Source organism: Psychrobacter sp. NC44, assembly GCF_904846655.1.
Classification (GTDB): Bacteria; Pseudomonadota; Gammaproteobacteria; order Pseudomonadales; family Moraxellaceae; genus Psychrobacter.
The window spans coordinates 22,505-43,821 of the sequence record NZ_CAJHBN010000012.1 but is presented as its reverse complement, the minus strand read 5'-3'; the positions used below and the strand labels follow the sequence as shown (position 1 = coordinate 43,821).

The following is a 21,317-nucleotide window of genomic DNA, read 5'->3' as shown; positions in this document are numbered from 1 at the left end:
TACCTATAGCAATGATATTATCACAAGCTATCAATAGGCACACTAAGAGAGTATTTCAAGAGGATAAATAAAAAACAACTAAAAGAGAGGCTTGCTCAACAATGAAAGGCAAGCAAGAGACAGCTATAGCAGAGATTCTAATGCGCTGTAGCTGCTAGAAATTTACTACACGATAGTCAGCATTAACATAACACTCATTCTACAATTTCTATCGATGTACCAACCTTAACTGCCGCCATAATCTCATCCATCTCATTATCAGTGACCGCAATGCAACCATCGGTCCAATCACGTTGTTGGTTAATCCACGCTAGGTGACCGAAGCCGTTCATCTGCCCATGAATCATAATATCGCCACCAGGATGGACACCGCGTGATCGTGCCCGAGCTTTGTCAGCAGCATTGGGGTAGCTTATATGGATGGAGCGATGGGCAATAGAGTTCTCATTCTTATAATCTAATATGTACGCCCCCACTGGTGTGCGCTCATCGCCTTGCTGCTGTTTATGACCAACCGGACTATCTCCTAGCGCAATACGATAGGACTTAATGACTTTATCACCACTCAACAGCTGCAAAATACGGTCGGATTTATCGACAAAAACTTTATCGATAACCACCGTACTAGAAATAGGCTGACCATTATTGCCTGTACTTTTTGCATCCGAGGAGGCTGTTTTGACATACCCTATCGCACTGGTGCTCATAATGGTGGTCAGTCCCAGTCCTATCACGACAAACAATCGACGCGGCTTTTTGCTGAAATGTAGAGAAAACAATGACATAGGCTTTAATAACTCCGTTTAGCGTTAGAGAGTGAAATGGCAACATACCACGCTATTAACTTACCAAAGCACCATGCCAGTTTTTGTGAAAATTTCATGGATAACATTAGGATCTTTTGGACATAAAAACTTCGTTAATACCATTACACCATACGAATCGCGCCATCTAAGCGAATGACTTCTCCATTGAGATAGGCATTATCAATGATATGCATGACCAACTTGGCAAACTCATTGGGATTGCCCAGACGCTTAGGATAAGGTACGCCCGCCTCTAGTTGTTCGCGCGCTTTTTCAGGAATGGTCTCCATCATCGGTGTGGCAAAGACGCCCGGCGCGATAGTCATGACGCGAATACCGTGACGTGCCAGCTCACGTGCTAGCGGCAAGGTCAGACCGACGACCCCCGCTTTAGACGACGAATAACTGGCTTGCCCTACTTGCCCATCAAAAGCCGCGATAGAAGCCGTATTAATAATGACGCCATTATCAGCGTTCTTCTCTATGGAGCCGTCTGCGTTATTGGCATTTGCTACACGCTTTGCAATACTGGCTGCGACCAGACGCGCGACATTAAAGGAACCGACAAGATTAATATTGACGCCGCGACTAAAAGCATCGAGATCTGCTGGGTTATTATCACGGTCCAGCAGCTTTTGTACAACGGCGATGCCCGCACAGTTGATAGATCCTTGTAAGCCGCCAAATTCTTTTTCAGCCTTATCTACAGCCGCTTGCACCTCATCACTACTGGTCACATCACAGCGTGTAAAGCGAACGTTATCGCCTAGCTCGTCTACCAGTGCTTGCCCTGCTGATTCATTAAGATCTGCGATGACGACGTTACCGCCTTGATTGACAATAGCGCGAACCACGGCCTCTCCCAGACCTGACGCACCGCCCGTGACCAAAAAGCTGTGTTGTTCAATTTGCATAATTTTTCCTTTAATTAATATTTATACTGTTATTTTTATCAGTTATCGATTTTTATCTTAACCTGACGATATAAATGCATTGCTTTATTAAGCCGCAGATAAACTGCGCAGCAAAAAGCGCTGAATTTTACCACTTGGGGTTTTTGGCAACTCTTTCACAAACTCAACCTCACGTGGATAAGCGTGAGTTGATAGACGCCTGCGTACCAAGTCTTGAATCTCTTTGGCAATCTCGTCTGTGCCTTCGATACCGTCTTTTAGCACCACATACGACTTAATGGTATGACCACGCACTTCGTCTGGCACTCCAACTGCCGCTGACTCTGCGACTGCCTCATGCTCCAGCACGGTGTTTTCGACATCGGTTGGTCCAACGCGGTAACCTGCGGTAATGATAATATCGTCATCACGCCCTGAAAACCAATAGCTGCCATCACTATGACGCTCAACCACGTCGCCTGTTAAATAGTAATCATCAGCGAAGGCGTCTTTTTCGTTCCAGCTATAACCGCGGAAATAAAACGCGGACGATTGACTGACCACTACGGCAAGCTGTCCTTGTTCGCCATCAGGTAATATATTCATATCATCATCTAACACCACCAATGTGTGCCCCGGTAGCGCCATGCCCATCGAGCCTACTGGACAGTCATGTGCCAATGCATGGTGCTCACAGCAAGTCATTCCTGTCTCGGTCTGTCCGTACTGATCACAAACCTTGCAGCTTAAGTAGGTCTCAACCCAGTTGACCACTTCGGTATTTAAGGTTTCGCCTGCTGAATTGGCACAGCGCAGTGATAATTTAGCCTCACTATCGTTATTATTGTCATTGTGAGCAGCTTCAAAGACGCCACTCGATTTCATCATCCGAAACGCTGTCGGTGAGGACGCTAAATTACTAATCTTATGACGTACCATAAAATCGCGAGTATTTTGTGCATCAAAGCCAGCTTCATTAAAATACGTGGTGACGCCTAATAACAAAGGTCCTGTAATCGCATAATAAAGACCGTATGCCCAGCCTGGATCAGCCATGTTCCAGTAATTATCATCCGCTCGCAAGTCAATCGCATAGCGCATGTAGAGATAGAACGCTGAGAGCGCACTTAGCGGCACACTAACGCCTTTTGATTTGCCAACCGTACCTGAGGTAAACATTTGCAGAAAGGGTGCATCAGTATCTAATGAAACCGCGTCTACCGTTTGCGACTGCGTTGCGACCTTTTCAGCGTAGTTATCATCACCCCAGCTTTGCGCATCTACTTTGCTACCAACCAGCACCATTTTGGTTTGTTTGGCCAAGTCGTCAAACTTGCCACGATTTTCTTGATTGGTAAAAACCACTTTGGTATTGGCTTTGTCCATCCGATACTTAATCGAATCATAGCCAAAGGCGGTAAATAACGGTTGATAAACCGCACCGATTCGCCAAGTCGCGAGTACAATGGTGAGCAGCTCAGGAGTGCGAGGTAGCATGGTTGCCACTTGGTCACCAACTTGTACGCCATAAGACAACAATAAATTGGCGACTTGTGCACTTGCCTTATCAAGCTCAGCAAAGCTCATGCGCGTTACATTGCCCGACGTATCTTCATGCACCAGTGCAATATTATCACCGCGACCATCACGCACATGACGACCACAGCACGCCATATAAGCATTCAAGCGATCGTCTAAATGCTCGCCAAATATTTCTGTCAATAGCGCGTTCATATCAAAATCATGATAGTAATCGCTGTAGCTCATTGGCGGGTGTGCAGTATGATTTGAAGTGGTATTTACAACTGATGGGTCTGAAGAAGAGGTGTTCATAAGCTAATCCTTTAGCAATAGCAGGTAACGGGCGAAATAAGAGAATTGTCAGCAGAAAAACAGGCATATCCTAGCAACAGTTCTTTCTGCTTGTTCGCACATATCAATGTGCATAGACTCTATTAGTAACGCATTTTAATATTTATTTCAATACATAACGTATCATTTTTATAATTCAATCACAAAATCTTGATGGAACTTTATTTCAAAGCACTCAGCAGCCACTTAAAAATCCCAGCAGCGCCTTTTCTTCATAACTTTGATGCTGTTTAGTACGTCCACGGCGCGCTTGTTTATAAGGTTCAAAGAACTGCCCCGCCAAAAAGCGCTCTATAATAATGGGATTAATATAAGATGTTCGGCAGACAGCAGGGGTATTGCCCAGCTCATCAGCGACACTTTTTACCATATCAGTCACCAGTTGCTGGCGTTCTTTACTATCAGGTTCACTGGCTAATATTGCTTTGCCCTGAGCGCTCTGTAGCTCATCATGCAGGTAACTGGCGGCAAGGACACTGGCCATCCAAGTACGAAAGTCCTTTGCGCTATATAAATTACCGCTATACATCTCATTGTCACGACCATGACCGCTAGTATGCGTGCGTAGATAGTCGTTGATATCGCTACTGTCGACGACTTGCTTGTGACCATCGTCATCTAAATATTTAAAAATCTGATAACCAGGTAAATCAGAACATGCCTGTACAATCTCAATCAAACGCTCATCTTGCAATTCAATATGATGCTCTTTGGCACTTTTACCGACGAAATCAAACGCCAGTCCATTATCAGTTTCGCTCACATGCTTACTGCGTAAAGTACTCAAACCATAGCTCTTATTGAGCTTGGCATAGCGGCTGTTACCGATACGAATCAATGTCGTTTCTAATAGTTTGACCACTGCTGATAAGACATTTTCACGGGATAATGATTTAGCTTTCAAGTCTTTTTCGACTTGCGCACGTAGATTCGGCAATGCTCTAGCGAAGCCTATCATGGCATCGAACTTGGCTTGGTCACGTACACGATCCCACTCAGGGTGATACAGATACTGTTTTCGTGCTTTGTCATCGCGCCCTGTCGATTGCAAGTGCCCTTTATCATCTTGGCATATCCAAACCTCTGACCACATCGGTGGTATCACTAGCGCATTAAAACGCTGTCGCAAGGCTTTGTCTTTGACCGTTTTGCCTGTGGCATCTTTATAAGTAAACCCGCGCCCCCAACGCCTACGCGTAAACCCAAGCTCATCATCACTGACATAGCGCAGATTAGCAAGGCGAGCGAGTTTTTCATAATCATGGCGTATGTCATGCGTGGTTGTTTGGTCATTTAGCGTCGCCATAATAGATACTCGATTGATAAAATAGTCGTTTTAGCATAATGAATTGCGATGGTTTTTGCTGTTTATTTGCCACGAGCAAAGTGTAATCGATGTGTAAAAAAACATGCTTAAAAGGGTTCTAAATAATGAGCTTTTAAGCCATAATTTGACAACAATCACATTTTAATTTGAATAAAACACAATGAAAAATACTTCTATAAAGATAGCAGCATTATCTAAAGACGATTACGAATTTTGGTTACCTTTGTGGCAAAACTATCTAAAATTTTATGAGACCAGTTTGCCATCAAGTACCATCCAAAACACGTGGCACAGTTTGCTCGATAGCAACGTGCCGATTTATGGGTTTGGTGCTTGGCAGGACGACAAGTTAGTAGGTATCACCCATGTGGTGCTACACCCCAATACTTGGAATATCACTGAATGCTGTTACTTAGAGGATCTTTATGTTAGTGAGTCTGTGCGCGGGCAAGGCGTGGGACGCGCACTAATTGAAAAGGTATATGAGTTCGCTCGTAGTAAAAACTGCAACCGTGTGTATTGGACGACACAAGAGGGCAACACCACGGCGCGCAAACTCTATGACGCAATCGCCACTCAAACAGATATGGTGCAATATCGTAAAAACTTATAATGGTTGTCCAATGCTTTATGACTCAAATTTATCTCAAAATGCAACCATAAAAAAAACGCCAAGCGTTAAACACTTGGCGTTAATCTGTTGACTACTACTCTAAAAATGCTTATTTACCATAAACACATAAATAAGCCGTTTCTACTGCTACTTTTACTTGAAACTTCTGATTGGCTTCAACGGTAAAGTGCTCACCTGCATTAAAGGTTTGCCACTCATCACTTTCTGGCAATTTGACCGTCAATGCACCACTGACCACGCTCATGGTTTCAAATTCGCTGGTGCCAAATTCGTACTCGCCAATTTCCATCACGCCAACTGTTGCAGGCTTAGTTGCCGTTTGAAAGGCAATAGAAGTGACTTTATTATCAAAATAACTGTTAACGCTTGGCATAATTTTCCTTAATTAAATATTAGTTACTATTTTATTTTATAATCCTGCTTTTAGACTCGCTTCGATAAACTGATCGAGGTCGCCATCGAGTACCGCACCAGTATTAAAGGTTTCAACGCCAGTACGCAAGTCTTTGATACGTGAATCATCGAGCACATAAGAGCGAATTTGACTGCCCCAACCGACGTCTGACTTGCCATCCTCGACCGCTTGCTGAGATTCCATCCGTTTTTGCATTTCAAGCTCATAAAGCTTAGCACGCAGCAACTTCATCGCCGTCGCTTTGTTCCCATGCTGGCTACGCTCGTTCTGACAAGTGACCACCACGCCACTTGGCTCGTGGGTGATACGTACCGCAGAATCGGTCGTGTTCACATGCTGACCACCTGCGCCAGATGAACGATAAGTATCAATACGCAAATCTGCTGGATTGATATCAATCTCGATATTATCATCAATTTCAGGCGACACAAAAACGGCAGCAAACGAGGTATGACGACCGTTATTGCTATCAAATGGTGATTTACGGACTAAGCGATGCACGCCGATTTCGGTACGTAACCAACCAAAAGCGTAATCCCCTTTAATCTCAATCGTTGCTGATTTAATACCAGCCACGCTACCAGAAGATACCTCAATGACCTCAACTTTGAAGCCATGCGATTCCGCCCAGCGGGTATACATACGCAACAGCATCTCCGCCCAATCTTGCGCTTCGGTGCCGCCACTACCCGACTGGATATCTAAGTAGCAGTTATTAGGATCCATCTCACCACTAAACATGCGACGGAATTCTAAATCCGCGACGCGTTTCTCCGCATTGTCGAGCTCTGCTTGCACATCCGCCAGCAAAGACTCGTCCTCTGCTTCTACCGCCAGCTCCAGCATGGCAGACGCATCTTCCAATGTGCTCTCAAGCGACACCACAACATCGATGACGCCATCAAGCTGGCTTTTTTCTTTATTAATTTTAGTCGCACGCTCTGGATCATTCCATAGCTCGGGGTTTTCTAACTCTAAATTGACTTCTTCTAAGCGTTCTTGCTTACCATCGAAGTCAAAGATACCTCCGCAAGTCCTGCCCACGCTCTGATAAATCTTTGATTCGTTCTTGATACGGATTGATTTCCATAAGGTTTCCTGTCTTTTTAAATAAATATCTCACTGATATGGCGCTATTTTAAATGAGATTGACGATAAATAGTTGGCTAATTATGACTGGCTTTATATTAAATAACGTTAAACAGCCTAAATCGACCAATCCTCCACTGCCCAGCGATGCGACAACGCATGAGCATGTAGCGCATCGTCGGGTGACACACAAATAGCCACATCCGCCCACTCAAGCAATGGAATGTCATTTTTGGAATCTGAATAGGCATAAGTTTTATCAAAAGTCGTGCCCGCTGATTGCTGCTTCTCTAGCCATTTATTCAGATGGTAAATTTTACCTTCTTTAAAGTTTGGTTTGTCGGTAAGTTTACCCGTATAGCGCTCATTTTTTATCTCAAGCGGCGTTGATAGCACATTGGCACCTTCGATACCAAAACGCTTGGCAATGGCTGATACTACAAAATCATTGGTCGCAGAAATAATCACCACCTCATGACCTTTTTCAACATGCTGACAGAGCACTTCCATCGCTTTTGGGCGTATGTGCGGCTCAATTTCACTTTTAATATAGTCTTCTCGTAGCTCATGCAATCTATCCATCGGCAAGCTACTCAAAAACTGCGCCACAAATTCATTATATTCCGTCGCATCAAGCGTACCTTCGATATAGTCTTGGTAAAACTTTTGATTGGCCGTGCGGTATTGCGCTTCATCGACGAGGTCGTGTTTGACGATATACTCGCCCCATAAATAGTCGCTATCGACGTCGAGCAAAGTATGATCTAAATCAAAAAGTGCCAGCTCTTTTGGAAAAATTTGTGCTTGTGTTGCCTGCATAATGAGACCTTATTATTGTTTGTTGAAAGATAGAAATACAACTGGTTTTTAATAACTTCCGCTTTGGAGATAGATATTTATATGAAAAATTTCTCAATAATTTTTCGTGAATGCTACTGTTTACCAAACAAAATTATGGTAACTTTATTTATATAACTTGTGGTTAGGGTGTGTCCTCAATCTGAACGAAAGCGCCTAAATGGGCTAAAAATGGTGACACGCCCTAGTATCTTTTTTGCTTACTTCATCATAAAAATAGAGAATCGCATGGAAGCGCCTGATGTCAAAACTGTTTTGCCAAGTAAAACGCGTCGCCCTGCCCGTTCAATCAAAGAAATCAGACAAAGTCAGCTGGGTAAAAGCTATCAATCACCTTTCGACCGTATACTGTATGCGCTCTTAAATGGTGTGATGTACGGCGTTGGCGGTTTACTGATCGATCTTGCTATCGTGGTTATTCGCTCAATAGCTGGTATAGGTAATGGCGACGTTTTTTGGTTATTCACCCCATTTATGTTGGTCGTGGGCGCAATCATGGGTTTTATCGTTGGTAAAAATGCCGGCGCTGAGAGCGTCAATGCGCTCAACATCAACGAAACAGCCAATCATAACGCTTACCTTAATGACTACTCTATACGCCACGATATTTTTCGCGGACTGATTATTGGTATTATCATTTTTGCCATCATTTGGCTGGTCATGATGCTGATGTTATAAAGCTTCTCTATGTAAAAAACGTTTGCCTGATTTATTTAGAAACAATAGATCAATATCAGACAATTCAAGGATTCTTTATAAATTTCTGCTTAATCAGGCATGGCTACTTCTGTTAAGCCCGTTTTAAATTTTTGACAACGCTCCGCATAGTGCATTGCTGATAATTTCAACATCGCTGCTTGCTCGTCCGTTAAGGTTTTGACCACCTTCGCAGGCGCACCCATGACAAGTGAGTTGTCTGGAATCTCTTTGCCTTCAGTGACCAACGCCTTAGCACCAATAATGCAATTTTTACCAATCTTGGCATTATTCAATACCACTGCCCCAATACCAATTAAGCTATTGTCACCGACTTCGCAGCCGTGCAGCATCGCTAAATGACCAATGGTGACATAGTTGCCGATTTTGACCTCAATACCTGCATCAGTATGAATGACGCTGTTTTCTTGCACATTACTATAATCGCCGATATGAATGCGTTCATTGTCACCGCGAATCACTGCCCCAAACCACACGTTAGCTTGATGACCCAAATAGACATCACCTATCACTCGTGCTGAGTCTGCGACCCAACCATTAAAAGGTACCGCGAATTTGGGCACCTTGTCTAAATATTGATAAATCATAACGGCTCCTTGTTATATATAGTAATGAAATAGGTCAATCATGAAAATTAGTCATGAAAGCGAATCATGAAAACCAGATATCTTGATTTGCTGTCCATTGTGGCAAAGCCAAAAGGGAAAATCCAGCGCTATTAACGGCTAATAATTAAAGGCATACTTTCAATCTAAAAATCGGCTGGCTATCTGCGAGCAGATTGTATATAATGCGCAAAATCTGTGCCTAAGCGAGCGGACATGATGCAAGTTACCTATTCACTATCTAGTGGGTTTTGTAGTTTCCATCAATAATGTCTTCTCGCTTTTTTGTGGAAAAATTTTGGGTTTAGGTGTTTTTTAGTATCCATCAATAGCAATTTTTGCGATACAAAAAAACCATTTCTAATCTAACATTTAATCATGAAAATCATGGCACTCACTAATAACAGCGGAGGCAAACCTTGAATTCATCGGCAGAAATACAAGCAATTTTGGCATTAGCAGACGGTACGATTTTTCGCGGTGTGAGTATCGGCAGTCTCGGTCATCGTGTCGGTGAGGTGGTGTTTAATACAGCCATGACAGGGTACCAAGAAATCCTAACCGACCCAAGTTATGCGCGCCAGCTGGTCACCCTAACCTATCCGCACATTGGCAATACCGGTACCAATAGCGAGGACACTGAGTCTGGCAATGGTCATCAAGTATGGGCAGATGGTCTCATCATCCGTGATGCTACAATGGTCACCTCAAACTTCCGTAACTCAGAATCATTAAGCGATTATTTATCACGTAACGATACCGTTGCAATCGCTGAGATTGATACCCGTCAATTGACTCGTCTACTACGTGATAAAGGCGCACAAAATGGCTGTATTATGACCGCCTCAGACGGCGAGACAATCAGCGCTGCTGACGAGCAACAAGCCATCAAATTGGCACAAGAGTTTGCTGGTATCGAAGGCATGGACTTGGCAAAAGAATGCTGCACGAAAGAGCGCTTCGAATGGACAGCAGGTACGTGGGATTTATCAGATACCCTACTTAACCGTGATGCCATTGGCAGTCATGATAGCGGTACAGGCGGATTTTTCAAGCAGTTGGGTACGCATATCGATTCTAAATACAATGTCGTCGCTTATGATTTCGGTAGCAAAACCAATATCCTGCGTATGCTGGTTGACCGCGGCTGTCATGTAACCGTCGTTCCTGCACAAACGCCTATCGCAGATGTGCTGGCGATGAACCCAGATGGTATCTTTTTATCAAACGGTCCTGGCGACCCTGCAGCCTGCGACTATGCTATCGATGCCGTACGTCATATCATTGAAAAAACTGATGTGCCAACCTTTGGCATCTGCTTAGGTCATCAGTTGATTGGTCTAGCTAGCGGCGCAAACACCATTAAAATGAAAACCGGTCATCACGGCGCCAACCATCCAGTTCAAGACTTAGCAACTGGCACGGTTATGATTACCAGTCAGAACCATGGTTTTGCGGTTGATGAAGACACGCTGCCTGATAACGTTAAATCTACCCATCGCTCATTATTCGATGGTACCAACCAAGGTATCGAGCTGACCAACAAGCCAGTCTTTAGCTTCCAAGGTCATCCAGAAGCCAGCCCAGGTCCGCATGACTGCGCGCCACTGTTTGATAAGTTTGCAGATATGATGGCAAAGGCTAAAGCTTAAGCAGTTAATCAGCTTTTAAGTATCAGTCATTAGCACACAGTAAGTATTCGTTATACAGCTTAGATCACGCATGATGGTTTAAGCTGAGCCACGCAAAATATCGTTTTATTAAAGTGTTGCTTTATTAAAATATAGCACTGTTCAAATACGATTTTAGCCGAATATAAATCAATTAAAATATCATACTAACGAAGGTAGCCCTAACTATGCCAAAACGTATCGACATAAAAAGCATTCTTATCATAGGCGCAGGTCCTATCGTCATCGGTCAAGCATGTGAGTTTGATTATTCGGGCGCACAGGCCTGTAAAGCGCTAAAAGAAGAAGGCTACCGCGTCATCTTGGTCAACTCAAACCCTGCGACTATCATGACTGACCCTACCATGGCGGACGCGACTTATATTGAGCCAATTACTTGGCAGACCGTTGAGCAAATCATTGCCAAAGAACGCCCTGACGCAATCTTGCCAACCATGGGTGGTCAGACGGCGCTGAACTGTGCCTTAGAATTAGACAAACACGGCGTCTTGACCAAGTACAACTGCGAATTGATTGGCGCGACCAAAGACTCTATCGAGATGGCAGAAGATCGCAACTTGTTCGATAAAGCAATGAAGCGTATCGGTCTTGAATGTCCACGCGCTGAAACCGCTGAGACCATGGAAGAAGCATTTGCGACCCAAGAAAAAATGGGCTATCCGTGTATTATTCGTCCGTCGTTCACCATGGGTGGTTCAGGTGGCGGTATCGCTTATAACCGCGATGAGTTTATTGAAATCTGTGAGCGCGGCTTCGACTTATCACCAAACCATCAATTGCTAATCGATGAATCATTAATCGGTTGGAAAGAATACGAGATGGAAGTGGTTCGTGACAAAAACGACAACTGCATCATCATCTGTGCCATCGAAAACTTTGACCCAATGGGCGTGCATACGGGCGACTCCATCACGGTTGCCCCAGCGCAGACTTTGACCGACAAAGAATACCAAATCATGCGTAATGCCTCATTGGCAGTATTGCGTGAGATTGGTGTAGAAACCGGCGGCTCAAACGTTCAGTTCGGTATTAACCCTGATACTGGTCGTATGGTCGTCATCGAGATGAATCCACGTGTGTCACGCTCATCAGCATTGGCGTCAAAAGCCACTGGTTTCCCGATTGCTAAAATCGCGGCGAAATTAGCCATTGGTTACACGCTAGATGAATTGCAAAATGACATTACAGGTGGCAAAACGCCAGCCAGCTTTGAGCCTGCGCTTGATTATGTGGTCACAAAAATTCCACGTTTTAACTTTGAAAAATTCCCACAAGCAGATAGTGTTTTATCAACCCAAATGAAATCGGTTGGTGAAGTCATGGCGATTGGTCGTAACTTCCAAGAGTCGATGCAAAAAGCCTTACGCGGTATGGAAACTGGCAATGATGGTTTTGATGAGCAAATTGACTTTGCTGCTATCAAAGACGGTAATCTAAGCATTGAAAAAGCACGAAGCGAGATTACCAATCGCTTAACTATTCCAACGCCTGAACGTATTTATTATATTGCCGATGCTTTCCGTATTGGCATGAGCGTCGATGAAGTATTCAACTTAACCAAAATCGATCCATGGTTCTTGGTACAAATCGAAGATATCGTGAAAACTGAAGCACAAGTTAAAGCGTTAGGCTTCGGTGGCTTAACTGAAAAGAACTTACGTAGCTTTAAGCGTAAAGGTTTATCAGATTTGCGTTTAGCAAAACTCCTTGGTGTCTCACAAAAGCAACTACGTAAAAAACGTTGGGACTTAAACGTCTATCCAGTCTATAAGCGCGTCGATACCTGTGCCGCAGAATTTGCCACCAGTACCGCCTATATGTACTCAACCTACGATAGCGAATGTGAAGCCAACCCAACGAATAACAAGAAAATCATGGTTATCGGTGGCGGTCCTAACCGTATCGGTCAAGGTATCGAGTTTGACTATTGCTGTGTCCACGCAGCCCTTGCTATGCGCGAAGACGGCTATGAGACTATCATGGTCAACTGTAATCCAGAAACAGTTTCAACCGATTATGACACTTCTGACCGTCTGTATTTTGAACCAATCACGTTAGAGGACGTGTTAGAAATCGTCCGTATCGAAAATCCTGATGGTGTGATTGTGCAGTTTGGTGGTCAAACGCCATTGAAACTAGCCCGTGCTCTTGAAGCTGCTGGCGTTAAAATCATCGGTACTAGCCCAGATGCAATTGACCGCGCTGAAGACCGCGAACGTTTCCAACATATGATTCAACAGCTGAATCTTATCCAACCAACCAATGCTTTAGCGACTAGCTTAGAAGATGGTTTGGTCAAGGCAAAAGACGTTGGCTATCCTCTAGTTGTACGCCCATCATATGTACTTGGTGGTCGCGCGATGGAAATTGTCTATAACGAAGATGAATTAAGACACTACTTGCGTACCGCGGTACAAGCATCAAACGAAGCGCCCGTACTATTAGACCGCTTCTTAGACGATGCGATCGAAGTCGATGTCGACTGCGTTAGCGACGGTACAGACGTCGTGATTGGCGGTATCATGCAGCATATCGAACAAGCAGGCGTGCACTCTGGTGACTCAGCCTGTTCATTGCCACCTTACTCATTGTCTGATGAGCTGTGCGATGTGATGCGCGCGCAAACGGTCGCCATGGCAAAAGAGCTTGGTGTTGTCGGCTTAATGAACGTACAGTTTGCCGTAAAAGGTGAAACGATTTATATCTTAGAAGTGAACCCTCGCGCTGCCCGTACCGTGCCGTTTGTCTCTAAATGTATTGGTACTTCTTTAGCGCAAATCGCGGCGCGCTGTATGGCTGGCACCTCATTGAAAGACCAAGGCTTTACCACTGAAATTGTTCCAGCATTTTTCGCGGTCAAAGAAGCAGTATTCCCGTTTGCTAAATTCCCTGGAGTTGATCCAATCTTGAGCCCTGAGATGAAATCAACCGGTGAAGTGATGGGCGTCGGTAAAACATTTGGCGAAGCATTTTATAAAGCCATTATCGGTAGTAATGAGCGTCTGCCAGGTCTACCGACCGAAGGCGAAACCAAAACTGTCTTTATCTCAGTACGTGATAGTGACAAAGCACAAATCGCCCCTATCGCTCGCCAGCTTGTCGACTTTGGTTTTAACATTGTATCAACCACTGGTACGCAAAAAATATTGAGCGACGCCGGTATTGAGTGCAAGCAAATCAATAAAGTTACCGAAGGTCGCCCGCACATCGTCGATGCCTTGAAAAATGGTAAAATCGACCTTATTATCAATACCACTGAAGGCAAACAGGCACAAGAGGATTCATTCTCTATCCGCCGTAGCGCCCTGCAAGGTAAAGTATTTTATGTGACGACTTTAGGGGCGGCAGACGCGGTTTGTAAATCTTATGCCATTGACCTACCGTTTGAGGTCTATAAGCTACAAGATTTGCACGAACAAGCAAAGACTATTGCTTAGCTCTATTGACTTAGCAGCATAATTTCAGTAGATTAAGCATAATGGCAACGCTTGTTTAACAGCGGATGCAAAACTTGTTATCGATTTTCATATAACAATAGGGCTTTAAAAAAACGTACGGCTTAAAAAAGCAGTACTTTAAAAAAATAAAGTTTTAAAAAGATAGACCTAAAAAGCATAGTGGCTAAACTGCGACTATGCTTTTTATTACGTAAGGTTAAAGTGTCTTGTTTGTCAGTGTATCCATGCTCACAGATAAGCGCGTGTTTAGTTGTTACGCAGTCTAAACCTCATTCTTTTTATATCTTCACATATTCATTGCAACAACACTGACACCATCTCACTATTCACTAAGAGTAGGAGATGGTGTGGTGTTATTGGTTTAAGGAAAAAACATGCAACGTTATCCCATGACTCCGCAAGGACATGCGGCTCTAGAAGCCGAATTAAAACAGTTAAAAAGTATCGACCGTCCACGCATCACTGCTTCTATCGCTGAAGCCCGTGAACATGGCGATTTGAAAGAAAATGCTGAATATCATGCTGCTCGTGAGCAGCAAGGTTTTTGTGAAGCGCGTATCCGTGATATCGAAGCCAAACTTGGCGGCGCGCAAGTGATTGATCCTGCAACATTACCAAAAGATGGTCGTGTGATATTCGGCGTGAGCGTCGTTATCGAAAACATGGACACCGGAGAAGAAAAACAATACAAAATCGTTGGTGATGACGAAGCAGACTTTAAAGCGGGTAAAATCTCAGTCAATTCACCGATCGCACGTGGTTTGATTGGTAAGTCTGAAGGCGATGAAGCACGTATTGAAACGCCAAAAGGCGTGGTCGAATACGAAATCATGAAAGTGATTTACGATTAATTTTCCTGATTTGATAAATATCTGGATAGAAAGCCTTTGATAGCAATTCTTTGATAAATAAAAAGGTTTTGATAACAGAAGTATTTTAACGCGAATCAGCTGGCAATTCGCCTAGCAAATGAGCGTAGAAAGTAGTACACAACCTCATTATGAATAGAGCAGAAGTTACACAACGCTGCTTTTTTAGTCTGTTTGTTTTAGCGCATAATTGCTCGAGTATAGATGCTGAGCCTTGTGCCTATTACAAGTGTCTTATTCTAAGCATTAGACATCAGTGCTTAGCAACTGACTAAAATAATGATGGAGGGATAGCGAACGTTGGCTATCATTAGTATCTTTACCCTCGTTATTTGACATGGTTTACATGCTCATTTGACGGGGGTTTTTCTTTTCTAGGTGTTGTTTTCTAAGCGTTATTTTTTACGCTTTGCTTTCTGCTACTACATTAGCGGCTTTATTTACTGTTATTTTAAAGGAATCTATTATGACCATACACATCGATATGCCAGCGTTACTGACTATAAATAAGAGGGCGTTTACCCAGCATAGCCTCGTCAAAAAAAGTGTGATAAGCACTGCTATTCCAACAATCTTAGCAGGCACTTTATTGACGGTATCTACCGCACATGCTGCGCCTGAAATCGCCATCACTTCGTCTGCTGGTAGTAGCACTACCGTCGTTGAGCAGTATTCTGACGGTAAAACCGCGACCATTACAGCGACACCACACGGCATCACTATGCAAGACGGCATGCCTTATGCGGTGACTCAAGTAACTAACGTTCCACGCTATAAGGTTCGCCAAGTCGCCAGTAATGGTGCGAGCAATACGGTCGTTACCCAAGGCAGCACCACGGTTACGACCGTACCTGTGACTAACCAGATGACCAATCAAACAAGCAAGGTTGATGTCATAGCTGTGCCGACGACTAGCGTGACACAAGTATTGCCTGTGACGACGGCTACCCAATTGCCAGTCATCAATACGCCAACGACAACCATAGTGACCAACCAACCTGCAACGACGCAAATAGTATCTACGTCTTTAGATGCTCTGCAACTGACTCCGACCTTTAGTACGCCTGACGTGGTGAATGCACAAACCAAAGTGATGAAAATATTAAAAAACAAAGATGGTCGCGAAGTAGCTGTACCTGCGAACCATATCGCACCTGGCGACATCATCGAATACCACACCACTTATACCAATACCACGGCACAACCCGTCACTGACATCAATGCCATGGTGTCACTGCCAAATGGCGTGCAATTGGTATCATTGAATAGCCCACTACCAACGCTTGCGACAACAGGCGGCGACAGTTATCAGACTATCCAACAAGTTGGCAACACTGTAGTCATCACAGAAAATTACTCTGGACTCAAATGGAACTTGGTAGATCTTCCTGCTAACGCACCGCAAACGGTTGTTATACGTGCAAAGGTTCAGTAAAAATTAGATTTTAAAGTTTAGATTTGAAAATATTGTTATTTAATAAATCTTAAAATTAATAAAAGGTCTTGCCGGCTAATTTCTTAGTCAGCAAGACCTTTTTGATGAGTGTACCTTATTCCTTAACAACCAATCTTTTGCTATAGTGCTATTAACTCAAAACAAATATCCGGCCATTATTTCCATGTATGAATTTACTCCTCTCTATTCATTGGCTTTTATCATTTATGGCTGTATTTTGAGTTCTATATCTTGGGCTGAGGCTGCCGAACCAGAATTTGACGCTAGCTTTTATATGTCGAAAATTTGTACTGCATATATAACTAAGAACGATAATGAATTTTGCGATGATGGTTATATCCTTAAAAGCGAAACGTTAAATAATGGCGAAGTAATAGAAACCGTGCTTATGGATGGAATAGGTCATTACAGCTGGAACCATACTTCGCTCAAAAAAATCGATAAAGATACTTATCATGTCTATATCGGCTGTGGCAATCCGTGCGGTGCTAACATGCTATTTGGTCGTGGCGGCAAGGAGCAATACTTTGGCCGTTATTTCACCTTTGACCTAAACAGTCGGTGTAGCGTTGGATATAATAATGATAAACAATTATGGACGGCTAGCCGATTTTTTTCAGATAAAGAAATCGATTTTCCTTCAACCTATGACCCTGACGCTTTTGCAGCTTACCCCAAGTACAACGTCGAGTTTGATAAAAAAGGACGTCTCATTGTCAAAGAATACTTCTCAGAAAAAGTGGTTCAAACGTTGCCTAATCCCTGCTCTCATAATTAAAAAAATTTCATAAATAGCACGACAACAGTTGTCGCATGAAATCAATATTTCTTCAATAATTCCAGTGACTTACAAGCCTATTTGCTAAAATAATAGCCTATAAATGAATTGGTAATCTCCTATTATGGCCACCATCAATTATGAACGGCTACAAGGCAAGCTCAATATTTTAGCGGATGCTGCTAAATATGATGTTTCTTGCTCATCCTCCGCTGGTACGCGCAGAAACCAAGGCGGTGGGCTTGGCGATGCTTCTGCAACTGGTATTTGTCACAGCTATACCGAAGATGGTCGCTGCGTCAGCTTACTTAAAATCCTGCTAACCAATCACTGCATTTATGATTGCGCGTATTGCACCTCACGTAAAAGTAATGACACCCCGCGCGCCGCTTTTAGTGTCGAGGAAGTCGTCGATTTGACCATGCAATTTTATCGTCGTAATTATATCGAAGGGCTGTTTCTCAGCTCAGGTATTTTTAAAAGTGGGGACTATACGATGGAGCGACTGGTCGAGGTCGCGAAGACATTACGTACTCGTGAGCGTTTTAATGGCTATATTCATCTCAAAACTATTCCCGGCGCGTCCAAAGAATTACTGTTAGAAGCTGGGTTGTATGCCGACCGTCTCAGCGTCAATATTGAGATTCCAACGATATCTGGACTGGCACTGCTCGCCCCAGAAAAATCACATGATGAATTAAAAGCACCGATGGAAACCGTTAAAACTGAAATCATTACTATCAAAGAAAGTCGTAAAACCCATAAAAAAGCGCCTAAGTTTGTGCCAGCAGGTCAGACTAGTCAGATGATTGTTGGCGCGAGTAACGAGACTGACTTGCAAGTGATTCAGCTGTCGAGTCATTTTTACAAACAATACGAGCTTAAGCGTGTCTACTACTCTGGCTATGTACCGATGTTGTCCGACAGTCGCTTGCCAGCGATTGGAACGCCTGTGCCGATGATACGTGAAAACCGTCTGTATCAAGCAGATTGGCTGATGCGTTTTTATGGCTTTGGCGCGCATGAAATCGTTGAACCTGACTCGCCATTTTTAGATTTAGACTGCGATCCAAAGCTGGCGTGGGCAATCCGCCACCGTGAGCATTTTCCGGTCAATATTCAAACCGCAAGCTATGAGATGATTGTGCGTATCCCGGGCATTGGTACTAAGACGGCTAAAAAAATAGTAAAGGCGCGCAAGTTTAATCAGTTGACGCTTTATCATCTGAAAAAGATGGGCGCGGCGGTCAATCGCGCTAAATACTTTATCGCGACGACAGGTAAGAACGAACATTTAGCGCATTTAACGCGTGATAACTTCCGGCAATATGTATTGGCACAGACGCAGACCAAATATAAAGATCAACGCAACGGTCAACTAGCGCTGTTTTAAATAGCACTGTTGTAATTAGCATTGTTTCAATAATTACTATTATAAATAGGAGTGTAGATGTCACAACTGCTGCAAAGCCACGACTATACTGTCGGTCACTTAACGCCCAACATTGTGCTTTATGAGCCCAGTTTTGAGGGTTGGCTGAGTGCGGTATTTTATGTCTATGCCAATAAACTGCAAAACGATGATTCTCTACAGTTAATCGCTCAAGATTGCTATGTACCTTCATTAATCGCACAAGCGACTAGCGTTACTACCGATGAAGACAATGCCGAACGTGTACTGATAAAGCTGAATAAGCGCTTAGGTCGTTCAGGCATGCGCAATTTACTTTGGGGATTTTTATCAGAGAAGGATGATATTGGTACGATTTTATTTCAAGCGGTCAAATATGCCATTGACTACCCTAGCCGCCATATTATGGAAGACTTAGGTAATCTCAATGTCTTAGAGCTGGTGCAAACCGTCAAATCGGTCGGTCGTGAGAAACATCGTATGGAAGCCTTTGTACGTTTTGAGCATACCACTGACGATATCTATTTTGCGCGAGTGGAGCCGGATTTTAATGTCTTGCCTTTGATTGGCGAGCATTTTCGTCAGCGCTACCAAGACCAACACTGGGCGATTTATGATTTATCCCGTGGCTATGGCATTTATTATGACAAGAGCCAAAGCACGCCTAAACGCCCCGCTGCCCTGCAAACCATCACTGATTTAGATGATACCGTGCTGCGCAATCCTGCCAGTATTCATAGCGAGGATGAGCAGCGCTATCAAAAATTTTGGCAAGGTTACTTTACCAACGTCAACATCAAAGAGCGTAAAAACCCACGTTTGCATAAGCAATACTTGCCGCAGCGCTATTGGAAATACTTAAGCGAAAAACAAGTACTGCCCAATGCTGAGCATTTACAGAAACGTCGTTAATGACTCTTATCCTTCGATTCAAGCCTTTATGCGTCTCTCTCTTAAAAACTCGACCATATAACCTTATCTTTTTATCTTGATGGTTGAGTTTTGGCAGCTTTTAACTGACAATAGCCACTTGTTATTATCAACTGGTCACCAATGCCATTATGAAAGTTATGCGCTTATTATCGTCTTTAAAGCATGATGAATCCGAGCGCGGTATTTTTCATCTTGGACGCGCATTGGTCAAAAATGGCCATACCTCCATCATCGTCTCTAGCGCCGATGAAGATAATGATCTGGTCAAACGCCTCAAGCGTGATGGTAATAACTACCATCAGCTGCATATGAATAAAAAGTCTTGGCTGTCGTTACTACAAGTCACGGCGCTGCGGCGTTTAATTGAAGAGTACGATCCTGACGTGATCCATGTGCACTCACGCACACCTGCATGGATACTGCATTTGGCATTGCGCCGCGCCCGTGTCAAACGGATACCAAAGCTAGTGTCAACCATGTATGGTTTTTATCCGATCAATAAGTACTCTCAAGCCCTACTTGATGTCGATACCATCATTACCGTCTCCGATAGTGTGACCAATTATCTAAAAAAAGGCCTGCGCCGAGAAGATGCCGACCCCAAAGTCATCAAACGCATCTACCGTGGTATCGATACGCGCCGCTATCCTTATCGTCATAATCCGTCTGTTTATTGGTTACGGCATACTTTTGCTGAATATCCTGAGCTTGAGCATAAAAAGTGGCTGGTATTTCCAACCATTATTGGTAACGAATATGGTCAGGAATGGCTGATTGATATTTTGGGCAACTTGCAAGAACAGTTCCCTAACATCCACGTCATTATCATGGATGATGATTATAGAGATGGTGACGTCGCGCATGAAGATTTCCGCCAACGCACCAATACATTAGGGTTGGCTGATCGAATTACTTATGTAGGTAGCAAACGTAATGACATGCGTGAATGGCTCTCAGCCGCCAATATCGTGATGGCGCTTGCGAATGAACCTGAATCAATCGGCATCAACGCCTTACAAGCGATTCATTTAGGCACACCCGTTATTGGTTGGGATCAGGCCGCATTTAGTGAGATTTTACAACCGCTATATCCTCAAGGGCTGGTCAAAAAATACAATGCCAATGCGCTATGCAAAGCCGTGAGAAATCAATTAGAAAGCATCACACGCCCTGAAATGACCAATAAATTCACCATGCGTGAGATGATTGAAGAAACCCTCGCTGTCTACCAAGGTTTATACGACGACTCGCTCGCAGAGGAACAAGCTGCAAGCGATGCCGCTGCTGTCGAAAGAATTAACAAGACGCTAAAAAAATTCTCTAAACCCACTAGTAAGAAGCCTGAGTCTGCTTATATCGCGCTAGAACCAGTTGATAAACAAATTAAAGTAAAGCTTATCAAAGAAAAACCTAAAGCGATAAGTCCCTCAAATCCGCTTACTGACTCAGAAACGCTTCAAGATCATAAAGACCTGTAAGCCTACCACTTTATTACTTAGGCTAAT

At 43.6% G+C, this 21,317-nt stretch carries 18 protein-coding genes; 10 read left to right on the top strand and 8 right to left on the bottom strand.

Annotated features, from left to right (window positions below):
* Nucleotides 1-194: 194 nt before the first annotated feature.
* The 4 genes from JMX95_RS09765 to JMX95_RS09750 form a co-directional block, all read right to left on the bottom strand.
* The gene (locus JMX95_RS09765) at nt 195-785 is read right to left on the bottom strand and encodes a L,D-transpeptidase family protein (protein ID WP_201560708.1); all 591 of its coding nucleotides are present in this window, start codon (nt 783-785) and stop codon (nt 195-197) included.
* Nucleotides 786-928: 143 nt separating this feature from the next.
* The gene (locus JMX95_RS09760) at nt 929-1,720 is read right to left on the bottom strand and encodes an SDR family NAD(P)-dependent oxidoreductase (RefSeq protein ID WP_201560707.1); all 792 of its coding nucleotides are present in this window, start codon (nt 1,718-1,720) and stop codon (nt 929-931) included.
* A gap of 87 nt (nt 1,721-1,807) precedes the next feature.
* Nucleotides 1,808-3,532, bottom strand: a complete 1,725-nt coding sequence (locus JMX95_RS09755; RefSeq protein WP_201560706.1) for an AMP-binding protein — start codon at nt 3,530-3,532, stop codon at nt 1,808-1,810.
* 214 nt (nt 3,533-3,746) lie between these two features.
* Complete coding sequence (locus JMX95_RS09750; RefSeq protein ID WP_201560705.1) at nt 3,747-4,877, bottom strand: DNA topoisomerase IB; 1,131 nt, start codon at nt 4,875-4,877, stop codon at nt 3,747-3,749.
* Nucleotides 4,878-5,058: 181 nt separating this feature from the next.
* On the opposite strand from JMX95_RS09750, the gene JMX95_RS09745 reads away from it, so the two are divergent.
* Nucleotides 5,059-5,511, top strand: coding sequence for a GNAT family N-acetyltransferase (locus JMX95_RS09745; protein ID WP_201539875.1), 453 nt, complete (start codon nt 5,059-5,061; stop codon nt 5,509-5,511).
* 109 nt (nt 5,512-5,620) lie between these two features.
* Here the strand turns inward: JMX95_RS09745 and JMX95_RS09740 are convergent, their stop codons facing one another.
* The 3 genes from JMX95_RS09740 to JMX95_RS09730 form a co-directional block, all read right to left on the bottom strand.
* Nucleotides 5,621-5,905 carry a pyrimidine/purine nucleoside phosphorylase gene (locus JMX95_RS09740; protein WP_201560704.1) on the bottom strand — a complete coding sequence of 95 codons (285 nt, stop codon included), beginning with the start codon at nt 5,903-5,905 and terminating at the stop codon, nt 5,621-5,623.
* Between the two features lie 36 nt (nt 5,906-5,941).
* Nucleotides 5,942-7,037 (bottom strand): peptide chain release factor 2 gene (gene prfB / locus JMX95_RS09735; protein WP_157292386.1). Its coding sequence is split into 2 segments (ribosomal slippage): nt 5,942-6,964 and nt 6,966-7,037, totalling 1,095 coding nucleotides; the frame shifts between segments, so codons are not numbered across the junction.
* Nucleotides 7,038-7,153: 116 nt separating this feature from the next.
* Nucleotides 7,154-7,855 (bottom strand): HAD family hydrolase, encoded by a 702-nt coding sequence (locus JMX95_RS09730; protein ID WP_201560703.1) that lies wholly within the window; start codon nt 7,853-7,855, stop codon nt 7,154-7,156.
* A gap of 210 nt (nt 7,856-8,065) precedes the next feature.
* Between JMX95_RS09730 and JMX95_RS09725 the strand changes: the two genes are divergently transcribed.
* Complete coding sequence (locus JMX95_RS09725) at nt 8,066-8,572, top strand: hypothetical protein (protein WP_201560702.1); 507 nt, start codon at nt 8,066-8,068, stop codon at nt 8,570-8,572.
* A gap of 89 nt (nt 8,573-8,661) precedes the next feature.
* Here the strand turns inward: JMX95_RS09725 and JMX95_RS09720 are convergent, their stop codons facing one another.
* Entirely contained in the window at nt 8,662-9,198 is a 537-nt protein-coding gene (locus JMX95_RS09720) for a gamma carbonic anhydrase family protein (RefSeq protein ID WP_201560701.1), read from the bottom strand.
* Between the two features lie 437 nt (nt 9,199-9,635).
* On the opposite strand from JMX95_RS09720, the gene carA reads away from it, so the two are divergent.
* The 8 genes from carA (at nt 9,636) to JMX95_RS09680 (ending at nt 21,290) form a co-directional block, all read left to right on the top strand.
* On the top strand, nt 9,636-10,868 hold the full coding sequence (gene carA / locus JMX95_RS09715) for a glutamine-hydrolyzing carbamoyl-phosphate synthase small subunit (RefSeq protein ID WP_201560700.1): 1,233 nt from the start codon (nt 9,636-9,638) through the stop codon (nt 10,866-10,868).
* A gap of 206 nt (nt 10,869-11,074) precedes the next feature.
* Nucleotides 11,075-14,344, top strand: a complete 3,270-nt coding sequence (gene carB / locus JMX95_RS09710; RefSeq protein ID WP_060491405.1) for a carbamoyl-phosphate synthase large subunit — start codon at nt 11,075-11,077, stop codon at nt 14,342-14,344.
* A 395-nt stretch (nt 14,345-14,739) separates the two neighbouring features.
* The gene (gene greA, locus JMX95_RS09705) at nt 14,740-15,216 is read left to right on the top strand and encodes a transcription elongation factor GreA (RefSeq protein WP_045445504.1); all 477 of its coding nucleotides are present in this window, start codon (nt 14,740-14,742) and stop codon (nt 15,214-15,216) included.
* Between the two features lie 484 nt (nt 15,217-15,700).
* Entirely contained in the window at nt 15,701-16,669 is a 969-nt protein-coding gene (locus JMX95_RS09700) for a hypothetical protein (protein WP_227676036.1), read from the top strand.
* Between the two features lie 184 nt (nt 16,670-16,853).
* A complete protein-coding gene (locus JMX95_RS09695) occupies nt 16,854-17,468 on the top strand; it encodes a hypothetical protein (protein ID WP_201560699.1) in 615 nt (204 codons plus the stop codon).
* Between the two features lie 124 nt (nt 17,469-17,592).
* A complete protein-coding gene (locus tag JMX95_RS09690) occupies nt 17,593-18,861 on the top strand; it encodes a putative DNA modification/repair radical SAM protein (RefSeq protein ID WP_201560698.1) in 1,269 nt (422 codons plus the stop codon).
* A 57-nt stretch (nt 18,862-18,918) separates the two neighbouring features.
* The gene (locus JMX95_RS09685) at nt 18,919-19,791 is read left to right on the top strand and encodes a TIGR03915 family putative DNA repair protein (protein WP_201560697.1); all 873 of its coding nucleotides are present in this window, start codon (nt 18,919-18,921) and stop codon (nt 19,789-19,791) included.
* Nucleotides 19,792-19,940: 149 nt separating this feature from the next.
* The gene (locus JMX95_RS09680; RefSeq protein ID WP_193216875.1) at nt 19,941-21,290 is read left to right on the top strand and encodes a glycosyltransferase; all 1,350 of its coding nucleotides are present in this window, start codon (nt 19,941-19,943) and stop codon (nt 21,288-21,290) included.
* Nucleotides 21,291-21,317 lie beyond the last annotated feature (27 nt).

Bases quoted from the DNA above. Each gene is read 5' to 3' on its own strand.
- JMX95_RS09765 (WP_201560708.1), bottom strand. From the start codon at position 785: ATGTCATTGTTTTCTCTACATTTCAGCAAAAAGCCGCGTCGATTGTTT.
- JMX95_RS09760 (WP_201560707.1), bottom strand. From the start codon at position 1,720: ATGCAAATTGAACAACACAGCTTTTTGGTCACGGGCGGTGCGTCAGGT.
- JMX95_RS09755 (WP_201560706.1), bottom strand. From the start codon at position 3,532: ATGAACACCTCTTCTTCAGACCCATCAGTTGTAAATACCACTTCAAAT.
- JMX95_RS09750 (WP_201560705.1), bottom strand. From the start codon at position 4,877: ATGGCGACGCTAAATGACCAAACAACCACGCATGACATACGCCATGAT.
- JMX95_RS09745 (WP_201539875.1), top strand. From the start codon at position 5,059: ATGAAAAATACTTCTATAAAGATAGCAGCATTATCTAAAGACGATTAC.
- JMX95_RS09740 (WP_201560704.1), bottom strand. From the start codon at position 5,905: ATGCCAAGCGTTAACAGTTATTTTGATAATAAAGTCACTTCTATTGCC.
- JMX95_RS09730 (WP_201560703.1), bottom strand. From the start codon at position 7,855: ATGCAGGCAACACAAGCACAAATTTTTCCAAAAGAGCTGGCACTTTTT.
- JMX95_RS09725 (WP_201560702.1), top strand. From the start codon at position 8,066: ATGGTGACACGCCCTAGTATCTTTTTTGCTTACTTCATCATAAAAATA.
- JMX95_RS09720 (WP_201560701.1), bottom strand. From the start codon at position 9,198: ATGATTTATCAATATTTAGACAAGGTGCCCAAATTCGCGGTACCTTTT.
- carB (WP_060491405.1), top strand. From the start codon at position 11,075: ATGCCAAAACGTATCGACATAAAAAGCATTCTTATCATAGGCGCAGGT.
- greA (WP_045445504.1), top strand. From the start codon at position 14,740: ATGCAACGTTATCCCATGACTCCGCAAGGACATGCGGCTCTAGAAGCC.
- JMX95_RS09700 (WP_227676036.1), top strand. From the start codon at position 15,701: ATGACCATACACATCGATATGCCAGCGTTACTGACTATAAATAAGAGG.
- JMX95_RS09695 (WP_201560699.1), top strand. From the start codon at position 16,854: ATGTATGAATTTACTCCTCTCTATTCATTGGCTTTTATCATTTATGGC.
- JMX95_RS09690 (WP_201560698.1), top strand. From the start codon at position 17,593: ATGGCCACCATCAATTATGAACGGCTACAAGGCAAGCTCAATATTTTA.
- JMX95_RS09685 (WP_201560697.1), top strand. From the start codon at position 18,919: ATGTCACAACTGCTGCAAAGCCACGACTATACTGTCGGTCACTTAACG.
- JMX95_RS09680 (WP_193216875.1), top strand. From the start codon at position 19,941: ATGAAAGTTATGCGCTTATTATCGTCTTTAAAGCATGATGAATCCGAG.